Raw genomic sequence first — 22,711 nt, 5'->3', positions numbered from 1 at the left:
TAACAGCGTCAAATGTTTATTTATAGGCTATGTGCTTGGTAGCACTAACTTAAAAGTGGGTAAAAATTTAATTGTTATTGTAAGCAGATAAAAATAGGTAGCTGAAAAATAGATTAATGCACTTTTAAACATAAAAATACTATATTAACTTTCAAAAGTAAGGAGACAAAAGCCATGTATTCGGAAATAGTTTTTAACATATACCATTTTTTAATGCAGGTAGGTTTTTCATCCTTTTACGCTTGTATGTTTATAGGAGCTATTCATGCTCTACCGGTGGCTATCCTTTTTAGACAATCGGTTTTGTTGGTTCTTTTTTATATAGGCACAACATCATATGTTTGGGCTAGTTTTGCAGCTAACAAAGAGGGCATCTTAACATTGCCCTCAGCTGGAAATTACACACTTCTTTTTTGGACATCAACAGTTCTTGTAGGAGCCGCCTCTGCCATCTCTCCTCCAAAAGAACCAAATTTGTATACCGACTTTATGATACCGTGCGACATTGGTGTAGACTGATAAACGAAGTAAATATATAATTTATGCTAGCATTTAAGGAGGTTTCTATGTTTTATGATTGCTTTCAGTTCATAAAAAACTTTTACATGACAACAATGGCTATAAGCGCATCAACTGCCACATATATTACTTCTTTTACACTAAATCTAGCGATAGTGTCCTTCTTTTTTTTAGCTATTCAAAAATTTAGTATCAAAAGAGTTAAGGCTACTAAAATTATTATAACTACTTTCTTATCCTCGCTTATATTTTGCTATATGTTTGAGCATTTTTTTGTAAAAAATATAGAGATAGGCTCTTTACCGTTTGCAGTTTTTTACGGCTTTGTTTTTTGTAGTAGTATTGTATCTAGCTTGGATAATACGCCCGCTGACGTCGACCCTGCCTATGGAGCCGACATTTACACTGGCATCACTCTTGAAAAGATGTGCAGCGGCACTTATGGAAAGTTCTTTTCTAGCCCAGAGGACCAAGTGCTAGATGAGCAGCAGTATCAAATCTAAACTTTAAACAAGAATATAAGCATAAAATAAAATACGCTATAATAGCTTCTATGATACTTTTTTACACTTTTTTAATTGCTTTGCTAGTTTATACTGCCAAAAAAGAGTATGAATTTATATTCTTTTTTGGCGAACATAAAAACCTACTCCCGGATCAAACCTAAACGCTGCTGCTTTGGCGTAGTAAATTTAATGACATGTGGTAAAAGCCAAAAAAGTTAAAAAGCCCGAAAACGGGCTTTAACCAGACTTATTTTTCCTTCGCTTCGATCTCGATTTCTAGCTCGACTTTGTCTGATAGCGTTATCTCGGAGGTATCCAGCCCGATCTCAAAGAGCTTGCGTTTAGTCTCGCCCTCTAGGCTAAAGCCGATTTTTTCCTTGCCGTTTTTATCCGCCGTAAAGCCGCCGAGCTCAAATTTTAGCACTACGGGCTTAGTGATGCCGTGCATCGTGAGCGTGCCTACGACCTTGCCTTCTGTGTCGCTTTCTTTTTCAAATTTGACCATTTTGTAGGTGATTTTGTCGAATTTGGCTGCGTTGAAAAAATCCGCACTGCGTAGGTGCTCGTCGCGCTTGTCGTTTTGCGTATTTACCGAGGCGGTCTCAATGGTAGCCTCTAGCGCTTTTAGCTCCTTGGCATTTTTGTCGTAGTCGATCACGGCGTCAAATTTGCCGAAATTTCCGCTGACTTTTGATATGCTTAGGTGCTTTATCTTAAAACCGACGCTGCTGTGCGCCGGGTCGATCTCGTATACCGCGGCGTTTGCAAAGCTTGCTGCTAGCGCTACCGCTAGCGAAAATTTGATTAGTTTTTTCATTTTTACTCCTTACGATTTAGGTTTGAAAGTGTAATTTAAAAAAGTAAATATATAACTTTTTCGCAATATTTTGAGAAAAATTTGAATTACTTTTTTGCCGTCCGCTGATCGCAGGCTAAGAACGATCAGGCTAAATTTAGCCCCAAATTTCCCCGACGAAAAACAGCGCCGACATCGCAAACGTGCAGAGCGCGACGACCTTTAGTTGTCCGTCAAAGTCGCGACACTCCCGAACTTTCGATACGAAAAAGATGTGCCAAATAAGCGGTGCAAAGCTAATTACGTAGAGTAGTTTTACGCCCGAATCTCCGCGCAAAAGCGAGTAGCATAGCATAAGGCCCGCACCGCCTACGATCAACGCGTAGTGGTAAAGCTTGGCTGTGCGCAGTCCGATACGTACGGGGATCGTGCGCTTTCCCTTGAGCGCGTCGTTTTGGATATCGCGCATGTTATTTAAATTTAGCACCGCCGTGCTTAGCATCCCGCACGCGCACGCAGGCAGCAGCAGCGCCGCATCAAGCGAACGCGCGTATAAAAAGTATGAGCCCAGCACGCTCAAAAGGCCAAAAAACAAAAACACGAAAACGTCGCCGAGCCCCTTGTAGCCGTATGCGCCGGCTCCCACGGTGTAGCGGATCGCAGCGTATATCGACGCGCCGCCCAGCGCCAAAAATAGCATAACGAGGTAAAACCGCTCGCCGAATGCCAAAACGCTTAGCGCGAGGCTCGAAAGTGCCGAAAGTAGCGCCGTAGCGACGATGATGCGTTTCATCTCGGCCGCGCTCATCTGCCCCGTTTGGATTGCGCGGCGCGGCCCAAGTCTGCCGTCGTCGTCGGTGCCTTTTACTGCGTCGCCGTAGTCGTTGGCATAGTCGCTTAGTACCTGAAACAGAAGCGTCGTAAGTAGCGCCAGCGCAAAAATATCCGCCCTAAACGCGCCCGCACCGTATGCTGCGCCGCTGCCAAGCAGTACGCCTGAGACGCTAAGAGGTAGCGATCTAAGCCGCGCGGATGCGTAAAGAGCTTTTGCGGTTATCATTTTTTGCCTTTTTAAATTTATACGCCGAATTTACGGCAAATTTGAGCTCAAATTTAGCACCAGAATGCAAAAAATAATATAAATTTGAGCGGATCTGCGGGCAAAATTTGTAAATTTGGGATTAAAATTTGACGGAAGTTGTTGCCAAATTTAGAGTTTTGAAATCAGCCAAATTTGCCGCAAAAGCTAGCGCAAAGACCTAGCTTTCCAGCGTCAATTTATCAAATTTCAGCCATTTCTCGCCAAAACTCAAGCGCCATATCATCGCTAGCTTGGACGAATTTAGAGATTTCTTCCGCGCAAGGCACGGCCTTTTTGCTTAGCCGCGCGATACCGATACTAGCAAGCGCTCTAAAAAATATCTCGAAATCGCTCGCAACGCGCCTGCCGCAAAGCTCTTCGTCCCCGAGCAGCCACGCATAAATCGCGCCGTCCGCGCAATCAAGCAAAAAAATCCACGGATCGCCCACGGCAAAAACTATCAAATTTGCAGGACGCGTATCGCCGTGCCACCATTTGCCGCCGTATTCGTCGGTGCTGTTTAGCCGCACTAGCTCGCTAGCATAGTCGCCGCTGGCGCCAAATCGTACGTTGCAAACCTCAAATTTGCCAAAGTCAAATTTACAAACTAGGCGTGAAAACGCAGGCGGAAATTTGACGCCTAGAGCCTCTTGTGCTTTTTCTAGCGCCCGCGTGGACGCGTCGACATCGCTTTGTGCTAGCAGTCTCATGCCCGTTATGCCCTCTTGTTCCAGAGGCAGGCATATCTCGTCTAGCTCGCGAGCGATCTCGTCTAGCTTTAAAAACATATTTTTCTCCGCTTTTAGTTTATCTGAGATTTTTTGTTTCGGTTTTTATGATTTCGCCGTTTTCACCGTAAAATTTGGTAGTCGCCGCGCCCGTTTTTGCTTCGGTTACGACCTCTTTTACGAGCTCACCTTTTTCGTTAAATTCTTTTTGTATTTTAACCGCCTCGCTAAGCGGCTTGCCTATCGTTTGGCGCTGGTCTATCACTCTTTTTAGTTTGCCGCTCGGGTAGAAAAACTCAAAATACGCAGACTCACCGCCCATCTGGTAAGCGCGGCTATGCAGGCGCCCGTTCTCGTCGTACTTTTCAAATGTCGTTTCCTTTTTACCGGTTCGGACGCTGGTAAATTCTTTATACGATGGCTTGCCGTCTTTGCGGTATTCGGCTATGTTGTTTTCGACGAAAAAGCCTAAATTTGCGTCGAAGCGTTTGGTTTTTCGGTATAGTTTTATCGCCTCGCCCGCGTCAAAAAGCTCTAGTAGCTCCTTTTCGAGCCCGCCCCACAGGCATCTCTCGGCCGTGAACGCAGGCGCGTCTCGGTGTTCTTTTGAGTAGACCTCTAGCAGCACCCAGCGCTCGTTTTTGCGGACGGCGAACGAGATTTTTAGCTTTGTGGAGGGGTCGTCCGGGATCTTGCGCTTGTACTTCTCGTCCGCTTCGTCGATGATGTAGCGATTTAGCTGCGCGCCGCTCGCATCTAGCTAGGTGAGGTAGAGTCTGTTGCGTATTTTGCCGCTCGCGTTCTTTTCGCCGTTGCGTAGGTCGTACTTAAAAAATATCTCATAAGTTGCGATTAGCTCGTCGTTTTGTTGCTCGTGCGCGTATTTGCCGCCTGCTTGCAGCGAGGTCGCGCAGGTCAAACGATAAAAAGCTTTAATAAATTTTTCATCTATCTCCCTAAATTTGACGAATTTTGCGCTCGTGCTAGGGCAGCGGTTTTTTGACTGCGACTTGGCGTAAATTTAAAGAATCGCGCCGCGCCTAAAATTCGCAAATTTGATCCTTGCTTTATTATGCGTATATTTTGCAAACAAGCGCCCGCTCGTCAAATTTGCTGCGCTTGTCGGTTCGGTCAAATTTGACTTATTGCTTTGGGTCGTTTTGCCGCGATTTTTACCTTGCCTGCGCCGCTTGAGCGCGCTAGCCTTTTACTTCAAAATCGCAAAGCCGATACCGACTTTATCGGTGTGGCGGTTGTAGTCGATGAGGCTCTCGCCGTATCCCGTGAAGTACTTCACGTAGCCGTATACGCCGCTCTTGCCAAACGGAAACAGCCACCCAAGCTCGCCCGCGCCGCGGTTTGTTTTATCAAAATGCAGGTTGTTGCGCACCATCGCCGTAAAGACGTGGCCGCGGAAAGGTAGGGCGAAATTTATATCCATGTTTCCGAGGTATTTTTCGATGTCTGGGTTATCGTCGCTACCCTTGCTCTCAGGGATGCGAGCCCACGCTCGCGGGATCACGACTAGGCTACCGGCGTAAAGTTTGGCCTCGAGATAGACGCGGTTCCATGAGCGCGACTTCTCGCCGCCCTGGCCGTTACTCTCGTGCAAAAGCCCCGCGCGTAGGTAGTCAAGGCTCGGCAGCGCCTCAAATCTCATCGGGACGGTCACGAAAATCTCAGGTCGATAGTTGGTCTCGCGAAACGGCGTAGAGGATTTAGCCGTCTGCCACCACGAGCTTTGCGAGTAGCCCGCCGAGATCGTTTCGTTCATGTCAAATACGTCGTAAAAAAGCGGCTTTTGCAAGCTGATTTGAAAAGCAGTCTCAAATCTACGCCTACCTTCAACGTCGTTAAACGCGTAAGTTGCGGGCAGCAGGTAGTTTAGGTGGTGCATTTTTAGGCCCAAAATTTCATCCACGTCGTATGCTTCGCCGCTTTCAAATTTAGCTTTCGGGCGCTCTTTGGATGCGATTTTTTGCTCCTCCACGGGTGCGTCCGCTACGCTATCTGAGGGCGCGATCACGGAGCGCTCCATGGCGGCCGTTTCGCCGTCCTCGTCCGTAAATATCGCCTTTTTAGCCGCCAGTTTATAAAGCTGAAGGGCTCTTGTTTTGTCGCCTTCATGCTCGAGCTTTGCGGCGGTTTCGTAGAGGCGCTTGGCCTCGTCTTTGGCGGTCGGCTCGGTTAAATTTTCAGCCGCATTTTCGGACTGGCCGGCTAAATTTTGCTTCGCCGTTGCAGATTCGCCGGCTACTGAGAAATTTAACAAAATCGCCAGTAAAACGATAATTTTTTTCATATTTTTCCTTCTTTTAAAGCTTGTTCGTAATCTGCCTGATAGTTGATGTTAAAAAACTCGTCTTCGCGCGCGAATTTTACGATCTTGCAGCGGCAGCGGCTACGCAAAAGTCCGATCTTGTGCTCGCCCGCGGCAAAAAGCTCGCCCGCCGCATCCGCTAAATCCCCACTAAAAAACCCGCAAAGCGAGTGCGTATGCGACTCGTCCGCGGCGATGACCATATCGTATTCACCGGTAAATTTATATAGTTCGCGCACGCACTCTTCGCTAACGAACGGCATATCGGCAGGGACGATAAAGACGCTTTCGTTTGGGAAATTTCTAAGAATACTGTAAAGCGCTAGCATCGGAGAAAAGGCGTCAAGGCTTAAATTTGCCGTATCTTGCGAGCAAATTTGAGCGGAGCTTGCCTCTGCGCCCTCTTTGTAGCTCGCCTCGGTCAAATTTGACCGCGAGATCTCCTCTGGGCTAACGTCTTTTATGAGCGGTAGGGGCGGGTTAAATTTGTCAAATTTGGAGCTAACGAATACGCGCTCGAAAATCCGCCCGAATTTATGCGCTCCGTAGTGCGCCAGCGTCGCAAATCCGCCAAAAGGCAGCAGCGTTTTGTCGCGGCCCATTCGCGAGCTTTTGCCGCCGGCAAGGATAACGCATGTTTTCATTTTTTTCCTTAAATTTAAGTGCGGTATAATAGCATAAATTTGTTTTAAGCGAGCGGTTAAACTCGCCCAGACTAATTAAAATTATTTATCGCCGATGATTTTTCTAACCGCTAAAGCCGCTAAATTTAGCCCAAAACACGCCGTTACGCCCATGAAGCTGCCCAGTTTCACGCATCTTGGCAACTCGGTCGAAAACACGACGTCAAATTTGCCTTTAAAGCCTGCTTTTTTAAGCTCGGTGCGTATTTTTTTAGCAAACGGATCGTTGCAGGTTTGCCAGACGGAGGCGACCTTGATCTGCGTCGGATCGATGCGTTTTGCGCCGCCCATCGAGCTGATAAGCTTTTCGTGCGTTTTTAGCGCGAGTGCGATCTTGGCGGGTACGTCGTCGATAGCGTCGATCACGAGATCAAAGGGCGAAAAGTCGAAATTTGCGATAAACTCGGGCGTCATTAGCTCTTGCAGCGCCGTTACGCACTCGTATCTTTTGGCAAATTCTCCCACTTTAACGGCTCCGACCGCTTCGCTGTAAATTTGACGGTTTTGATTGGTTATATCAAAAATATCCTTGTCGATGACGGTGATTTTACCCACACCCGCGCGAGCTAGCGCATCCGCACAGACTCCGCCCACGCCGCCAACGCCGCAGATTAGGACGTTTGCGTTTTGAAGCTTTTTAAAATCATCGCCAAACAGCCAGCGAGACCTCGTAAATCGGTCGTTCTGATCCAAAATCACCTCGCTCAAATTTGATCCTTTAGCGCGGTTTTTAGGCCCTGCAAGCTCGCGTGCGCGGTCATATCTAGCATGATCGGGGTGAGCGAGGCGAAACTCTCGCTAAGCACGCTGATATCGGACTCGCCGTTTTGCTCGTAGTCTAAATTTGACGGCTGTCCGAGCCAGTAGTACTCGACGCCGCGCGGATTGCGGTGAAGCATCGCGTGCGTGGCGTAGCTGCGTCTGCCGGCCGGAACTATGCGGTAGCCTCTAAATTCTCGGGCGGAAACGGCAGGGATATTTACGTTTAAAAACTGGCGCGGCGGTAGGGAAATTTCGCCGTTTAGTACGCGCGGAACGATAAATTTGACGGCTTGCTGCGCGAGCGAAAAACCGAGTTTTTCGATACTATCGTTTTTATAAAACTGCGAAAACGCGATGCTTGGCACGCCCTGCAAAACGCCCTCCATAGCCGCTCCGCACGTACCCGAGTAGGTGATGTCCTCGCCCACATTGGCGCCGTGGTTTATGCCGCTGATTACGAGGTCGGGTAGTTTTTTGTAAAGCGCATGAAGCGCGAGATAGACGCAGTCTGCGGGCGTGGCGTCGTCGAGTTTGTAAAAATCGTCGTCAAGCTTGATAAAGCGAAGAGGTCTAGTGAGCGTAAGAGAGTGCGCGCAGGCTGATTTTTCGGTACTCGGCGCTACGATCGTAACGCGCGTATCGGGTAGCTCCCTCAGTGCGCTAGCTAAAGCGTGCAGGCCGCTAGCCTCGAATCCGTCGTCGTTTGTAATTAAAATTTCTTTCAAATTTATTCCTTTTTATCACTATTAACGCAAATTTGACGAGCCCATAGCTTTCAAATTTTTAAAGAAATGATTTTAGCACAGCTTTTATTATTTAAATTTAAAGTTTTGGCCTATGTTGGATATTGTTTACTTTATATTTTAGTTTTTAAATTTTATTCAAATTTAAGATAGTAAATATATTATATTATATAATACCGAAATAGATTGAAATCAATCATAATAAATTGATAACAACTACTGTTATATTTACACAGTATAAAAATAAGCTTTAGATTTAATTTTAATTATATTAGAAAAATAAATGAGAATTTAAGCGAACTAATAATAAAATACCGACCGATAAATAAAGTTAAGTTTTATTTAAATTTATAATGGAGGTTAGAAAGCCCGTCATGGAAAACACGAAGAAAAAAGCATCCATCTGGGTCATTCTTTTGTTGCTATCGTTTGGAGTGGTTATCGGTCACGGACTATACACTTTTTACTATGCCAAGGGATTTTCATACTTTAGTCCGGATCCTGCAGCCTGTAAAAACTGTCACGTGATGAATCAAGTCTACGAAAGCTGGTCAAGAGGCGGACACCAAAACGTCGCTACCTGTAACGACTGCCATTTGCCGCATGATTTTATAGGATATTGGATCATGAAGGCTCAAAGTGGCCTAGGACACGCGTATGCCGTTACTTTTAAAGATAATCCTTATGCATTTACCGCAAACGAAAAAACAAAAAGAGTCGTTCAGGAAAACTGCATGGACTGCCACAAAGAGTACGTTTCAAACGTTATCGACCCGCGCGCCATAGGAACCGCAAAACCGTTTGACAAAAATCTCAAAGAGCATCAAGGCAATTCTAGCGAGCCTTTAAGATGCGTATCTTGCCACCGCGAAGCGGGACATGCGCATAACTTTTAAAATTTAACAGGAGGATAAAATGAAAAACAAAGTGTTGTATGTAGCTACTTTCCTAGTGGCTGTCGTACTCGGTGCGGCTATGTTCGCGCTTTTTACGGATATCGGCGCCAAAAAAGCCGAAGAAAAGATGTATCCGCTAATGCTCAATAAAGTAAGCGAACTTGAGCCTGATTTTGAAAAATGGGGCGCAAATTTCCCAAATCAGCTCGATGCTTACAAAAAAATGGAGCATAAAAGCGACGCAAATCCAAAAGGAAGCGAATTCGTAGAAACGGCTTTCGGCGGCGATTTACCTTATAGCAAGATTATTCGCTGGCCTGCGGCTACGGTGTTTTGGAATGGTTATGCGTTCGGCGTGGATTACAGCAAACCGCGAACCCACTACTATTCGCAGATAGATCAGATCGAGACCAAAAGAAACGACAAGGAGTTTTTAAACTCTCACGGACTTCCAGCGTTTAAAGGCCAACCGGGCGCTTGCGTAAACTGCCACACCGGCTATCTAACCGCACTTCAGCTAGATCCAGACTACAAACTAACCGAAGATCCGACCCCGGCAGCTAGCTTACCTATGCCTTTCTTTGACGTAATGCCAAAAGAAGAAGGTCAGAAGAGAAAAGCGGCTTGGACGAAGATGAACTCTATTCCGTATTTTGACGTCATGAAAAAAATCGCGGCTAAACACGGCGAGAGTATCCACGGGTCGCATCTAGGCAGCACCTGTGCGGACTGCCACCACCCGGACGATATGAGCCTAAGAGTAACAAGACCGGGATTTGTAAATGCGATGGTAGGACGCGGATACGAAGCTGACGCTAAAAGCGGCATAAAAGCTACTAGAGCGGAGATGAGAAACTATGTTTGTATGCAGTGCCACGTCGAGTATTATTTCGGTAAAGACCAAACACTAACTTTCCCTTGGACTTTCTGGAAAAAAGACCAGCCGTTTAAGATCGAAAATTTCGACCAGTATTACGACGATCAGTTAGCCAAAGAGGATGGATTTAAATTTGACTACATCCATAAAGATACCGGCGCTAAAATTATCAAGATGCAGCACTCAGAGTCTGAGCTAAGCTCAACCGGTATCCACGGAAGAAGCGGCGTAACGTGCGCAGACTGCCACATGCCGTATAAACGCGCCGGAGCTCAAAAGATCACCGAGCATGAAATTTTAACTCCGCTTGCCGATATAAACGCGGCTTGCAAAACTTGCCACCCGCAAAGCGAACAAGTGCTAAAAGATAGAATTTCATTCGTACAAAATCGCCATGCTTACGAGCTAAGAAACTGCGAAAATGCGCTACTTTCTTTGATCCAGGACATAAAAACGGCCAGAGCCGAGCTAGCTAAGCATGAGAAATTTGCTTCGATCGCCGATGAAAAAGAGAGAAAAGAAGCTATCAGTAAGGCTCTTGAAAAGACTCTTTACTTGCACCGCAAAACTCACATCCGCTGGGACTTCGCATTTAGCGAAAACAGCTACGGCTTCCACGGAGACGAAGAGTCGGCTAGGATCCTAGGTCAATGTAAAGAATTTGCTCGCCAAGGACAAACCGAGCTAGTTAACGAGCTTGCGCCATACGGCATCAGCATCAAGCTAACCCAGGAAGCTACTCCAGTTCCTGCGCCTGCTTCTTTAGGACATAAATATCCTATCGGTGTAGCGCCTACCGAAGCTATGAAAAAAGCCGACGAAGACGTTAAGAACCTAAATTTTAAATAAACCCCAAAACCCAAGGCCTGCGGGCTTTGGGTTTTTTAAATTTACGCATTTTTCTTTCAATTTTCAAAATCCGAATTTACTTATAAATTTAAATTTTATTGTTTATTTAGCCGTTTTAGGCGATAATCTTCATCAAATTTAAAGGAGAAATTATGCTTAAAAAATTTATTTTTGCTGCTCTTGCGGCGAGTTTGGTTTTTGGTGCGCAAGATCTTGCGATCAAAGCAAAACCTGCGTCAAGCATCGAGGAAACTTCGGAAGAGGAATTTGATGAATCGCAAGCGCGCGTAGATGAGTGCATGCAAAAAGATAGCTCAACTGCCGGCATGATACAGTGCATAGACGCCGAATTTGCTATCCAAGATAAACTCCTAAACCAAAATTACAAGAAAGCCATGAGCGTGCTAAACGACGAAAATAAAAAGAAGCTAAAAGACATCCAGCGTAAATGGGTGGCTTATAAAGAGGCTAAATGTCCGTTTGTGCCGCCTATGGGTACGCTTTATGCCGTAACGGCCGCTGATTGTTACCTGCAGATGACTAAGGAGCGCGCAAGAGAGCTTGCAAACTTAGCCGAGGACTTTGAGGGCAATCAGTGAAGCTACTCATCTCTTGTTTGGAGGCCTCTGCAAATTTGCACTTCGAGCAGGTTTTAGAGCATCTGCCAAAGTGCGAACTAAAGGGCATTTTTGACGAAAAATTCGGCGAACCTTTTATGCGAAGCTCGGAGTTTTCCGCGATGGGCTTCGTGGAGGTTTTACCGCTTTATTTTAAGGCAAAACGCGCGATAAAAGAGATGACTCGCCTAGCCGCGCAGTGCGACGCCGTGCTACTCATCGATAGCCCCGCCTTTAACCTGCCGCTAGCCAAAGCGATCAAAGAAGCCGGTATCAAAACGCCGGTGACCTACTATATCTTGCCGCAGGTGTGGGCATGGAAGGCCGGACGCGTGGCGAAAGTCGAGGCGTACTGCGATCATTTGGCTTCGATTTTGCCGTTTGACGGGATGTACTACAACCGTTCGCGCTACGTCGGGCACCCGTTGCTTGATGAACTACGAGTGCGAAAAAACGAGCTTTTGCAAAGCGGTAAGATAGCCTTTATGCCAGGGTCCCGCCGCGCCGAAATTTCGCGGTTGATGCCGATTTTTCGCGAAGTTGCCGTCCAAATAAAAGATAAAGAAAAACTGCTCGTCGTACCGCCTTTTTTGGTAAACGATATGCAAATTTACGGCGACGTGAGCGGCTTTAGCGTAGTTACTGACGCGCCGCGCGCGCTTTTGCAAAGCGAGTTTGCATTTATCTGCTCAGGTACCGCGACGCTTCAGGCTGCACTAGTAGGCACGCCGTTTGTGCTAGCCTATAAAGCTAAAGCAATCGATATAATGATCGCGCGGATGTTTGTGAAGTTGCGCCACATCGGACTTGCAAATATCATGTTTGATTTTATGGGCGAAGCGGCGCTGCACGAGGAGCTACTGCAAGAGGAAGTAATGCCAAGCAATCTAATAAAAGCCTACGAGAGCTGCGATAAAGAGAAATTTATCAAAGGCTGCGAGAAGCTACGAAAATACCTAGAACACGGCTCTGCAGCCAACGTAGCGCAAATTTTAATAACGAATAAAGGATAAAAAATGACCGAACCGATGACGCTTTTTGGATATGAAAAAATCACAAACGAACTAAAAAATTTAAAGACCGTCGAACGTCCGAATATCGTCGAGGAGATCGACATTGCGCGCAGTCACGGCGACCTAAAAGAAAACGCCGAATACCACGCCGCGCGCGAAAAGCAGGCATTTATCGAGAGCCGTATCGCCGAGCTTAGCGACATAGTAAGTCGCGCCAAGGTAATCGATCCCGCCGAATACGAGCACGATAAGGTAAAATTTGGCTCCACGGTCGTCATCATGGACGTAGAAACCGAGCTAGAAAAAACTTATACGCTAGTGGGCACGCCAGAGAGCAACCTAGAGCGCGGGCTCATCTCGATAAACTCGCCTCTAGCCAAACAGCTAATCGGCAAGAGCGAGGGCGACGAGGTCGCGCTAAATTTGCCAAACGGCAGAAGCGACGTCGAGATCGTATCCGTTAGCTACAAACCGATCAAATTTTAAAGCCGATGAACGCGTTTAAAACCGTTAAATTTACGAGCTCGGCCGGTAAATTTGACTCGTTAAATTTAACTACGGCGCTTGTCAAATTTGAAATATTTAGCCGCAAATTCGGCGCCACAAAAAGTAAAATTTGATGCCTGAGCAAATCGTCGTAAAAAACGGCGCGATCTTTATCGCCGACTCGCACGAAAATGAAAATCGCGAAAATTTCTGGCATTTTTTATGCGCGTTAAAAAACGGCGAGCTAAAGACGCCACAGCTGTTTTTGATGGGCGATATGTTTGATTTTTTGGCGAGCGAGTGCGAGTTTTTCGTCAAATTTTACGAGCGATATATTCACGCGATCGACGAGCTGGGCGAGGAAATGGAAATTTACTATTTCGAGGGAAATCACGATTTTAACCTAGCAAGGCTTTTTAAAAACGTCAAAGCCTATCCTATCGGCGCCCAGCCGGTTAAATTTGCCTCGGAGTACGGGCAGAGCGTGCTTATCGCGCACGGGGATATATTTTTGCCTTTTGTTTCAAAATATGCTTTGAGATTTTTGCGCGTTAAAATTTTTTTAAAAACGATGAATTTTTTCGATAAATTTTTAAATTTTAGGTTCTCGAAACGAATTTTAAATAAGCTTAAACGAAAAATTTTAGATTATAAAATACCTAATTTTAAGAATTTAGTCGAAGCAAAAATGCGCCGATATAACGCATTTTGCGAGGCTGATGTCGTCATCGAGGGGCACTATCACCAAGGCGAACAATACACGATAGGTAAACAAAAATATATAAATATTCCATCTTTTGCATGCGAGCAAAGCTATTTTGTAGTAGAATACGACCAAAATATCAAGTTTGCTCGAAAGAGCGTAAAGGTTTAAAATGCTTAACAACGGCACATTAAAAACCGGTTCAAATGAGATGGAGCTTGTTGATTTTCGTATCTTTAAGCAGTCGGGAGACAATGTATATGAGGGCATATACGGCGTCAACGTCGCTAAAGTGCGCGAGATCATCAAGATGCCAAATTTAACCGAGCTTCCAGGAGTACCTGAGTATATCGAGGGGATTTTTGATCTGCGCGGCGTCGTGATACCTGTCATAAATTTAGCCAAATGGATGCAGATAAACGAGCCTAAGGGCGGAGCTATCAAGCCTCGCGTCATCATTGCCGAATTTAGCGGTATATTGATAGGCTTTATCGTCCACGAGGCAAAGCGAATCAGGCGCATAAGCTGGGCGGATATCGAGGCGGCGACTTTCGCCTCAAATGCCGGAACGCTAGATAAAGGCAAGATAACAGGCGTAACTCGCATCGAAAACGACGAAGTTTTGCTAATATTAGACCTTGAAAGCGTCGTCGAAGAGCTTGGCATTTATAGCCCGAAAATGGAAGTAGAGATCGATCAAAGTAAGCTTTTAAGCGGTTTAGCACTAGTGCTAGACGATAGCTCGACGGCAAGAAAACTAGTAAAAGATATGCTAGAAAAAATGGGACTAAAAGTAGTCGAAGCAAAAGACGGCGTAGAGGGTCTTGCTAGGATGGAGGATCTTTACGAGATGTACGGCGATAAGTTAAATAACTTTTTAAGGGTGATTTTGAGCGATATCGAGATGCCTCAGATGGACGGATACCGCTTTGCATCGACGATAAAAGACGATCCGAGATATACGGGAATTCCTATCATATTTAACTCTTCTTTAAGCAACGACTACAGCGAAGCTCAAAGCAGAGAGGCCGGAGCCGCAGCATATCTAACCAAATTTGACGCATCGCTATTTTATAACGAGGTGCTTCGCGTGATCGAAGCGCACAAGAAATAAGGGGGAAAATCATGGATGATATGAGAGAAATAATGGAAGACTTCCTGGTTGAAGCCTTCGAACTAGTAGAACAAATAGACCATGACCTTATAGAACTTGAGTCAAATCCCGAAGATTTAGAACTTTTAAATAGAATTTTCCGCGTTGCGCATACGGTAAAGGGGTCATCGAGCTTTTTAAATTTCGATATTCTTACTAAGCTTACGCACCATATGGAGGACGTGCTAAACAAAGCTCGCCGAAATGAACTAAAAATAACTCCAGATATCATGGACGTGGTACTAGAGTCCGTAGATATGATGAAGGGGCTACTGCACGGTATCAGAGATAGCGGTAACGATACGGATGTAGGCATAGAGATAGAAGATATCTGCAAAAGACTAACCGCGATATCCGAAGGCGAAGCCCCGAGCGCGGCCGTTAGCGAGCCTGCCCCCGTGGTACCAGAGCCTGTAGTAGAGGCGCCAAAAGAGCCTGAGCCCGAACCTGTTAGCGATGAGAATTTATCAAATTTAAGCGACGACGAAGTCGAAGCTGAGATAGAAAGACTGCTGAAAGTAAGAAAGGCCGAGGATCAAGCAAGACGGGCTCAAAAAGCAGCAGCAGGCGAAGCGCCAAAACCCGCCGCACCAGCCGCATCTCAAGCTTCTGCACCGTCAAATTCAGCTCCGGCTCCAAAGCCCGCCCCAGCAAAGCCTGCCAACAAAAAAGAGGACAAAAAAGTACCGGCTCCGTCAAGCGGAGCTAGCGCGGACGAGCAGACTATACGCGTCGAGGTTAAGCGCCTAGATCACCTGATGAACCTGATCGGCGAGTTGGTGCTTGGCAAAAACAGATTACTCAAAATTTACGACGACGTTGAGGAGAGATATGAGGGCGAGAAATTCCTTGAGGAGCTAAATCAAGTAGTATCTAGCCTAAGCCTAGTAACTACCGACATACAGCTAGCCGTTATGAAAACGAGAATGTTACCTATCGCGAAGGTATTTAATAAATTTCCTCGCATGATCCGCGATCTAAGCCGCGAGCTAAATAAGCAAATCGACCTTGAGATCACGGGTGAGGAGACGGAGCTTGATAAATCCATCGTCGAGCAAATCGGCGATCCACTCGTGCATATGATAAGAAACTCGTGCGACCACGGCATCGAGGACGGCGCTACCAGGCTAGCTGCTGGCAAACCGGAAAAAGGTACTATTCAGCTAAAAGCCTACAACGAAGGCAACCATATCGTAGTCGAGATCACCGACGACGGTAAGGGACTAGATGCCGATATGCTAAAGGCACGCTCGATAGAAAAGGGCATCATCACCGAGCGCGAAGCCGATACTATGAGTGATAAAGAGGCGTTTGGGCTTATATTTAAGCCTGGATTTTCGACTGCTGCGAAGGTAACTAACGTAAGCGGCCGCGGTGTGGGAATGGACGTCGTAAAGACCAATATCGAAAAGCTAAACGGCATAATCGATATCGAAAGCGAAGTGGGCAAGGGCACGACGATGAAGCTAAAAATCCCGCTCACGCTAGCCATTATCCAGTCGCTTTTAGTCGGAGCGCAGGAGGAATTTTTCGCTATCCCTCTAGCAAGCGTGCTTGAGACCGTGCGCGTACCGATCGACGATATCTACACGATCGACGGCAAAAACGTGCTTAGACTACGCGACGAAGTGCTTTCGCTGGTTAAGCTCTCAGATATCTTCGGCGTCAAGCAGGTCTTTGACGGCGGAGATCAGACCTATGTGGTCGTTATCGGCGTAGCGGAGGCAAAGCTAGGCATCATCGTAGATAGTCTCGTAGGACAAGAAGAGATCGTAATTAAATCAATGGGCGATTATTTACAAAACATTCCTGGAATCGCAGGCGCTACGATAAGAGGCGACGGCCGCGTAACGCTAATCATCGACGTGGGCATGATGATGGAGATGGCAAAAGATATAAAAGTAGACATAAAAGCTAGCATGGAATCCTCAAAAAGCGTCAAAGAAAAACCGAGCGATTATAAGGTGCTAATCGTAGACGACTCGAAGATGGATAGAACCATAATGCAAAAATCGCTCGCGCCTCTTGGCGTAACGGTGATAGAGGCTACTAACGGCGTCGAGGCTCTAACTATCGTAAAATCTGGCGAACATGCGCTTGATGCGATGCTAATCGATATCGAAATGCCGCGAATGGACGGCTATACGCTAGCGGGCGAAATTCGCAAGTACTCAAAATATAGAAATTTGCCGTTAATAGCCGTAACTTCAAGAACGTCAAAAACCGACAGGCTAAGAGGCGTGGAGGTAGGAATGACTGAGTACATCACCAAGCCGTATTCGTCCGAGTATCTCGAAAACGTAGTTAGAAAAAATATCAAACTAATAGGATAGAACATGAACGACAAACTAAATCAGGTTCTAAAAAGACAAAAAAGACAGGTGATAGACCCGAGCGAAAAAGAACGCGAAGAGATCGTCCAGTTAGTCGGCTTTATCGTGGGCGACGAGGAGTATGCGATACCTATTTTAAACATCCAAGAGATCATTAAGCCGATCGAATACACTCGCGTCCCTAGCGTGCCGGACTATGTTTTGGGCGTGTTTAACCTGCGCGGTAGCGTCATCCCGCTAATCGATTTGAGAAAAAAATTTTCTCTAAATGCCGCAAAATCTAGCCCAAGCACGAGATATATCGTGATGAAAGAGGGCGATAACGTAGCGGGATTTGTGATCGATAGACTAACGGAAGCCATCAGAATACAGCAAAACAGGATCGATCCGCCGCCTGAAACGCTTTTAAAAGATAAAGGCATGATTTACGGTATCGGCAAAAGAGATAATAATATCCTTACGATTTTAAAAGTCGAAACGTTGCTAAAGCGCGATTTCTAGGATCAAATTTGATAAAGCTTTGCGTATTTGATTTTGATTCAACGCTGATGGACGGCGAGACGATAGATTTTCTAGCCGCAGCAAAAGGCGTAGGTGATGAGGTCAGCGAAATAACTGCAAAAGCGATGGCGGGCGAGCTTGATTTTTTCGAGAGTTTGACGCGCCGCGTATCGCTTTTAAAAGGGCTTGAGCTTGCTAAAGTATATGAAATTTGCTCAAATTTGCCGCTCATGCCAGGAGCTGCCGAGCTGATTGCACATCTAAAAAGCAAAGGCATCAAGGTCGTTGTTTTTAGCGGCGGATTTCACTCGGGCACCGATAGAGCGCAAGAGAAGCTAAAATTTGACGCTAGCTTTGCAAATATCCTGCATCACAAAGACGGCGTCTTAACTGGACTCGTGGGCGGCGAGATGATGTTTGGCTTTTCAAAGGGCGCGATGCTTGCAAATTTACAAAATTTGCTTGGAATCTCAAAAGAACAGACGATGAGCGTGGGCGACGGCGCCAATGACCTATCAATGTTTGAGCATTCAAATTTAAAAATCGCGTTTTGCGCGAAGCAAATTTTAAGGCAAGCGGCAACTTGTTGCGTGGATAAAAAAGATTTGCGCGAGATCATAAATTTGATATAAAAAGGCAAGAAAAAATGTTTAATAACGATATAAATTTTTCATTGTGGTGTGACTTTATCGAGCGCGACTTTTTGCAAGACGAGTTTAAAAATTTACTACAAATAGGCGCTATTAACGGCGTGACCTCAAACCCGTCCATCTTTAAAGCCGCGTTTTTATCGGACTCCTACAAAGACGTCATCGGCCAAATGGGCAAAAAATATCCAAAGGCTCTTTACGAGGCGCTCGCGGTGCAAGATATCAAGATAGCCGCGACCAAGCTTTTGAGGCACTACGCAAACGGCGACGACGGGTTTGTTAGCATCGAGGTCGATCCTAGCTTTTGCGATAACGCCGCAGCTACGGTGGACGAGGGCGCTAGGCTGCACGCGGAGATCGGCATGCCAAACGTCATGATCAAAATCCCTGCGACAAAAGCGGGCTTTGAAGCTATGAGCGCATTAACCGCGCGCGGTATCGCAGTAAATGCGACGCTGATTTTCTCGCCGGAGCAAGCCGTAGCATGTTTGGATGCTTTTGAAGAGGGCGTGAAGGCTTATGAGAAGAAATTTCCGCTAACGCCGCTACCAAAAAGCGTGATTAGTATTTTTGTTAGCAGGTTTGATCGCTTGCTAGATGAAAAAATGCGCGAAAACTCGCTACCGACCGGCCAAATCGGCATCATGAATGCGACTAAAATTTATAAAATCATAGAAAATAAAAACTTGCCTACAACGCGCGCGCTGTTTGCTAGCACGGGCGTGAAGGGCGACGAGCTGGCAAAGGATTATTACGTAAAAGAACTAATGTATCAAAATGCGGTAAATACGGCTCCGCTTGATACTATCAAAGCCTTTATCGCTGGCAAAAACGAACCAAAAACAGCTGTTAGCGACGACAGCATAGAGAAATTTTTCGGCGTGGTAAAAAGAGCCGACATAGATATGGAGAAGGTTTATAAAGACTTGCTAAACGACGGCTTGAAGCAGTTCGTGACGGCATTTGAAGATATAATGAAAGCGCTTAAATGAAGCCTTTGAGATTTACTTCGTCGCAGCAAGAAGATGCAATGGACTACGAGCCTATCGGTTCTAGTATTAAATTTGACACTCAAGACGACGAACTTGAGCGCATCATAAATCTAAGAGCGAATGCGGTAAAAAACGATATACAAAAAATAAGAGATAAAAATAAAGAAGATTCGCAAGAAGAGCAAATAATAGAGCTAAAATCTGAAAAAGATGAGCAGAAGATCGGCGAAGTTGCAGATAAAAATTTGAGCGATCATGAGCCCGTGTTTAAATTTGGACAAAATTTTGATTTTGAGAACCTGCCTGCGCTCAAACCCATAGACGACGAGCCCGCAAAAATCAAAGAAGCGGTGGAAACCGTCAAATTTGACGGTTTTATCGAGCCCGGTGACCTGGAAGCAAAAAAACACGAGCTAAGCGAAAATCTCCAAGCTATCAACGAAGCACTGAGCGAAATAGACGCACTGGACGAGATGCCGCCAAAAAAAGATGAGTTTGACGAGACTGCGAAAGCTACGGCGCAAGAACAGTCGATTTGCGATGAAACGCCGGATATAAAATTTGGCGGAGATAACGTAAGTTTGGATGATTTGGGTATTAAATTTACGCAAGAAGAGGTCGGCATGCAACAGCACCCTAGCGAAAAGGATCAAATTTTAGACTTTTTTCAAAACGAATTTAGCATAGTTCAAGATGAAGAAAATAAAGATATAGAGGATAAAATCGGCATAATCAATAACGATGGCGCCAGCGACAAAAACGAGATAAACGCAATCCCTGTGCAGCCGAATTTAAACGTAGGCTTTGGAGATGATCGGCAAAATAAAGAGCAAAAAAATATCGACGAATCCATAAATTTGCGTGAATCGCAAGCGCAAAATTTAGAGCCGAATTTCGCACAAATGCAAACTGCCGCAAATAAAGTTGCGGCGCAAGCGCAAACTATAAATGATAAGCAAGAAAACCAAACAAATACATTAAAAAAACCTGAAGCGCGACCGGTTAAATACAAGGACAGGGCGGCGCTTTTAGCCGAGCTTGGCATCGGTATGGAAGATGAAACTTTCGGGACGCCGATTAGAACCACGGTGCCGCAGAGCGACGAAGAGAACGAAAAAAAAGCCGAAATGAAGGTTATACTGGATGGGTATCTAACAAAACTTATCGAGCTTGGCGGTAGCGACTTGCACGTAAAATCCAGCAAAGTAGTTCGCGGTAGATTTAACGGCGAGATATTTACGATGGGCGATAAAATTTTAGATTACGACAACTCGATACTACTTGCAAAGGAGATTTTAGGGGCGAATTATTACAATCTTATGAAAAAAAAGAGTGTGGATTTTACATATAAATTAAACGACGACTACCGTTTCCGTTCAAACGTCTTTTTGCAGATGGATGGCGTATCTTTAGTATTTAGAACGATCCCAACGAAAATTCCTACGATGTCCGAGCTTTTATTGCCGCCTGTTATTGAAAAGCTTTGCAATAAAGTAAATAGAGGCATCATCCTAGTAACTGGACCTACCGGTAGCGGTAAAACAACGACACTAGCTAGCATGATAAACCACCTAAATCACACAAAAAACTACCACATCGTCACTATCGAAGATCCGATCGAGTTTATATATAACGACGACAAAAGCGTAATAAATCAGCGCGGTATCGGCCAAGACGTAGATAGTTTCGCCGACGCGCTAAGGGCTTCTTTGCGTGAGGATCCGGATGTTATATTTGTAGGCGAGATGAGAGACCTAGAGACTGTTAGAACCGCGATAAATGCAGCAGAAACAGGACACTTGGTGCTTGCTACACTTCACACCCTTGATGCTAAAGAAACTATCGGCCGCGTCATAAATATGTTTCCTAAAGAGGAGCAAAACCGCATAAGGATGACCTTTGCCTCGGTTGCGGAGGCTATCATATCTCAGCGCCTTGTCGTGACTACGACCGGCAAACGCCGCGTCGCTTGCGAAATAATGGTAAAAAACATAAGAATAAGAGATATGATCTTAGAAGATAGAGATAGCGAAATTTACGACGCGATAGAACAAAGTAAAAATACCTACGGAATGCAGACCTTTGAGCAGCATTTGCTTGATATGTATGCTTCGGGAATTATAACAAAAGAAGAAGCGCTAAAAAGCGCCAGCAGAAGGGAAAACCTCGATATCAAAATCAAGAGTGCCGACCTTGCTAAAAAACGAGCGATGGTTGCCTCTATCGAAGAGGATGCCGAGCTTTTAAAAGAATTTCAAAGCGAAGTTATTGCGCTCAAAGATATCAAGTAAGGCGAAATTTATATAAATTTGGGTATCATCGGCTTCTATTTTTCAAGAAAGGAAAACGATGTTAGAAGGTATCGTTAGAGAGAGTATCGGTAAAAAGGCGTCAAAAGCCTTGAGAAGAGATGGTTATCTAATCGCCAACATTTACGGCAAGGGATTAGAGAACGTGCAAGCCGCTTTTAAAATCAACGATTTTATAAAAGAGGTTCGCAAAAAAGAGAGCCTTGCGTTTGACGTAAAAGTAGGCGGAAAAACCTTAAAAGTCGTAGTAGTCGAATACCAAAAAGACCCTGTGACAAACGCGCTAAAACACGTTGATTTAAAGGTTGCGCTTCCAGGCGTCGTCTCAAAGTATATGATTCCGGTTAAACCTTACGGAACTCCTGTGGGTCTAAAAAATAAAGGCGTTTTGATCATCTCAAAAAGACGCTTAGCCGTAAAATGCACGGCTGAAAATTTGCCGAATTCATTCGACATAGACGTTAGCGGCCTTGATATAGACAACACTGTCCTAGTGCGTGACATAGCCGTTCCTGCGGGCGTAACTATGATCGATGCTGACCGCGTAGCGGTTCTAGGCGTAATAAAAGCTAAATAAGGCTAGCCTTGATACTCATAGCTGGACTGGGGAATCCCGGTCCCGAGTACTCCAAAACAAGACACAATGTCGGCTTTATGCTGATAGATAGACTCAAAAACTCAAATTTTACCGACGTAAGCTCAGTTAAATTTCAAGGCGAGCTGTTTAAATTTCAAAATTTACTTTTTCTAAAACCGACGACCTTTATGAACCTAAGCGGACGAAGCGTAAAAGCCGTTGCTGATTTTTACAAACCCGAGCGCATTATCGTTATTCATGACGACCTTGATCTAAATTTCGGCGTCGTTAAATTTAAAAAAGGCGGCGGAAACGGCGGACATAACGGGCTAAAATCAATCGATGCCTTAATGGGCGCAGACTACGAGCGCGTACGTATCGGTATCGGCAGAAGCGCGCACAAAGGCGAAAGCGCGGTAACCGGCCATGTGCTTGGCGAATTTAACGCAGATGAAAAAGAGGGGCTGGAAAAAATTTTGGACTACTGCGAAAACGCGCTAAATGAGCTAATAAAAACCGACATCGATACCGTTTCGCAAAAATTTTCAACAAAAAAAGGCATTTTGTGAGAGGGTTAAATTTAGCATTTGCGACTTTTGCATTTTCTCAAATTTTGA

Annotated in this window: 26 protein-coding genes; 17 read left to right on the top strand and 9 right to left on the bottom strand. The window is 45.4% G+C overall.

What is annotated here, in order from left to right; all coding sequences use genetic code 11:
• Positions 1 to 174 precede the first annotated feature (174 nt).
• Both Q0394_RS03925 and Q0394_RS03920 read left to right on the top strand, forming a co-directional pair.
• The gene (locus Q0394_RS03925) at positions 175 to 519 is read left to right on the top strand and encodes a hypothetical protein (RefSeq protein WP_298945637.1); all 345 of its coding nucleotides are present in this window, start codon (positions 175 to 177) and stop codon (positions 517 to 519) included.
• Positions 520 to 566: 47 nt separating this feature from the next.
• A complete protein-coding gene (locus tag Q0394_RS03920) occupies positions 567 to 1,022 on the top strand; it encodes a hypothetical protein (protein WP_298945636.1) in 456 nt (151 codons plus the stop codon).
• A 250-nt stretch (positions 1,023 to 1,272) separates the two neighbouring features.
• Here the strand turns inward: Q0394_RS03920 and Q0394_RS03915 are convergent, their stop codons facing one another.
• The 9 genes from Q0394_RS03915 to surE all read right to left on the bottom strand — a co-directional run bounded on the left by Q0394_RS03915 (position 1,273) and on the right by surE (position 8,120).
• Complete coding sequence (locus Q0394_RS03915) at positions 1,273 to 1,842, bottom strand: YceI family protein (RefSeq protein WP_298945635.1); 570 nt, start codon at positions 1,840 to 1,842, stop codon at positions 1,273 to 1,275.
• 136 nt (positions 1,843 to 1,978) lie between these two features.
• Positions 1,979 to 2,881, bottom strand: coding sequence for a 1,4-dihydroxy-2-naphthoate octaprenyltransferase (menA, locus tag Q0394_RS03910; RefSeq protein WP_298945634.1), 903 nt, complete (start codon positions 2,879 to 2,881; stop codon positions 1,979 to 1,981).
• 221 nt (positions 2,882 to 3,102) lie between these two features.
• Positions 3,103 to 3,690, bottom strand: coding sequence for an SMI1/KNR4 family protein (locus Q0394_RS03905; protein ID WP_298945633.1), 588 nt, complete (start codon positions 3,688 to 3,690; stop codon positions 3,103 to 3,105).
• Positions 3,691 to 3,709: 19 nt separating this feature from the next.
• Complete coding sequence (locus Q0394_RS03900) at positions 3,710 to 4,258, bottom strand: hypothetical protein (RefSeq protein ID WP_298945632.1); 549 nt, start codon at positions 4,256 to 4,258, stop codon at positions 3,710 to 3,712.
• Between the two features lie 132 nt (positions 4,259 to 4,390).
• Positions 4,391 to 4,549, bottom strand: coding sequence for a hypothetical protein (locus Q0394_RS03895; RefSeq protein WP_298945631.1), 159 nt, complete (start codon positions 4,547 to 4,549; stop codon positions 4,391 to 4,393).
• A gap of 288 nt (positions 4,550 to 4,837) precedes the next feature.
• The gene (locus Q0394_RS03890) at positions 4,838 to 5,932 is read right to left on the bottom strand and encodes a phospholipase A (RefSeq protein ID WP_298945630.1); all 1,095 of its coding nucleotides are present in this window, start codon (positions 5,930 to 5,932) and stop codon (positions 4,838 to 4,840) included.
• Positions 5,929 to 6,594: a molybdenum cofactor guanylyltransferase gene (locus Q0394_RS03885; RefSeq protein WP_298945629.1), complete on the bottom strand. Its 666-nt coding sequence runs from the start codon at positions 6,592 to 6,594 to the stop codon at positions 5,929 to 5,931. Before Q0394_RS03885 ends, Q0394_RS03890 begins: the two co-directional genes overlap by 4 nt.
• Positions 6,595 to 6,675: 81 nt before the next feature.
• Positions 6,676 to 7,341 carry a tRNA threonylcarbamoyladenosine dehydratase gene (locus Q0394_RS03880; RefSeq protein ID WP_298945628.1) on the bottom strand — a complete coding sequence of 222 codons (666 nt, stop codon included), beginning with the start codon at positions 7,339 to 7,341 and terminating at the stop codon, positions 6,676 to 6,678.
• Entirely contained in the window at positions 7,338 to 8,120 is a 783-nt protein-coding gene (gene surE / locus Q0394_RS03875) for a 5'/3'-nucleotidase SurE (RefSeq protein ID WP_298945627.1), read from the bottom strand. The genes Q0394_RS03880 and surE overlap by 4 nt, the downstream gene beginning before the upstream one ends.
• A gap of 371 nt (positions 8,121 to 8,491) precedes the next feature.
• Between surE and nrfH the strand changes: the two genes are divergently transcribed.
• The 15 genes from nrfH to pth all read left to right on the top strand — a co-directional run bounded on the left by nrfH (position 8,492) and on the right by pth (position 22,663).
• A complete protein-coding gene (gene nrfH, locus Q0394_RS03870) occupies positions 8,492 to 9,034 on the top strand; it encodes a cytochrome c nitrite reductase small subunit (protein WP_298945626.1) in 543 nt (180 codons plus the stop codon).
• Between the two features lie 19 nt (positions 9,035 to 9,053).
• On the top strand, positions 9,054 to 10,760 hold the full coding sequence (locus Q0394_RS03865) for an ammonia-forming cytochrome c nitrite reductase subunit c552 (RefSeq protein WP_298792842.1): 1,707 nt from the start codon (positions 9,054 to 9,056) through the stop codon (positions 10,758 to 10,760).
• Positions 10,761 to 10,912: 152 nt separating this feature from the next.
• Complete coding sequence (locus Q0394_RS03860; protein ID WP_002950719.1) at positions 10,913 to 11,359, top strand: lysozyme inhibitor LprI family protein; 447 nt, start codon at positions 10,913 to 10,915, stop codon at positions 11,357 to 11,359.
• On the top strand, positions 11,356 to 12,390 hold the full coding sequence (gene lpxB, locus Q0394_RS03855; protein WP_298945625.1) for a lipid-A-disaccharide synthase: 1,035 nt from the start codon (positions 11,356 to 11,358) through the stop codon (positions 12,388 to 12,390). Before Q0394_RS03860 ends, lpxB begins: the two co-directional genes overlap by 4 nt.
• A gap of 3 nt (positions 12,391 to 12,393) precedes the next feature.
• Positions 12,394 to 12,876: a transcription elongation factor GreA gene (gene greA, locus Q0394_RS03850; RefSeq protein ID WP_122868651.1), complete on the top strand. Its 483-nt coding sequence runs from the start codon at positions 12,394 to 12,396 to the stop codon at positions 12,874 to 12,876.
• Positions 12,877 to 12,881: 5 nt separating this feature from the next.
• Entirely contained in the window at positions 12,882 to 13,010 is a 129-nt protein-coding gene (locus Q0394_RS03845; protein ID WP_298945624.1) for a hypothetical protein, read from the top strand.
• On the top strand, positions 13,010 to 13,750 hold the full coding sequence (locus Q0394_RS03840; protein ID WP_298945623.1) for a UDP-2,3-diacylglucosamine diphosphatase: 741 nt from the start codon (positions 13,010 to 13,012) through the stop codon (positions 13,748 to 13,750). The genes Q0394_RS03845 and Q0394_RS03840 overlap by 1 nt, the downstream gene beginning before the upstream one ends.
• Before the next feature lies 1 nt (position 13,751).
• A complete protein-coding gene (locus Q0394_RS03835; protein WP_002947271.1) occupies positions 13,752 to 14,693 on the top strand; it encodes a chemotaxis protein in 942 nt (313 codons plus the stop codon).
• 11 nt (positions 14,694 to 14,704) lie between these two features.
• Complete coding sequence (locus tag Q0394_RS03830) at positions 14,705 to 17,065, top strand: chemotaxis protein CheW (protein ID WP_298945622.1); 2,361 nt, start codon at positions 14,705 to 14,707, stop codon at positions 17,063 to 17,065.
• Positions 17,066 to 17,068: 3 nt separating this feature from the next.
• The gene (locus Q0394_RS03825; RefSeq protein WP_298945621.1) at positions 17,069 to 17,566 is read left to right on the top strand and encodes a chemotaxis protein CheW; all 498 of its coding nucleotides are present in this window, start codon (positions 17,069 to 17,071) and stop codon (positions 17,564 to 17,566) included.
• Between the two features lie 8 nt (positions 17,567 to 17,574).
• Positions 17,575 to 18,198, top strand: a complete 624-nt coding sequence (gene serB / locus Q0394_RS03820; protein WP_298945620.1) for a phosphoserine phosphatase SerB — start codon at positions 17,575 to 17,577, stop codon at positions 18,196 to 18,198.
• Between the two features lie 14 nt (positions 18,199 to 18,212).
• Positions 18,213 to 19,208 (top strand): transaldolase, encoded by a 996-nt coding sequence (locus Q0394_RS03815; RefSeq protein WP_298945619.1) that lies wholly within the window; start codon positions 18,213 to 18,215, stop codon positions 19,206 to 19,208.
• A complete protein-coding gene (locus Q0394_RS03810; RefSeq protein ID WP_298945618.1) occupies positions 19,205 to 21,499 on the top strand; it encodes a PilT/PilU family type 4a pilus ATPase in 2,295 nt (764 codons plus the stop codon). Before Q0394_RS03815 ends, Q0394_RS03810 begins: the two co-directional genes overlap by 4 nt.
• A gap of 58 nt (positions 21,500 to 21,557) precedes the next feature.
• Complete coding sequence (locus tag Q0394_RS03805) at positions 21,558 to 22,094, top strand: 50S ribosomal protein L25/general stress protein Ctc (protein WP_297968826.1); 537 nt, start codon at positions 21,558 to 21,560, stop codon at positions 22,092 to 22,094.
• An 8-nt stretch (positions 22,095 to 22,102) separates the two neighbouring features.
• Entirely contained in the window at positions 22,103 to 22,663 is a 561-nt protein-coding gene (gene pth / locus Q0394_RS03800) for an aminoacyl-tRNA hydrolase (protein WP_298945617.1), read from the top strand.
• Positions 22,664 to 22,711: the final 48 nt, after the last annotated feature.

Origin of the sequence: uncultured Campylobacter sp., from assembly GCF_938039205.1 — a bacterium.
Classification (GTDB): domain Bacteria; phylum Campylobacterota; class Campylobacteria; order Campylobacterales; family Campylobacteraceae; genus Campylobacter_A.
This window is presented reverse-complemented; position numbering and strand designations above follow the sequence as displayed.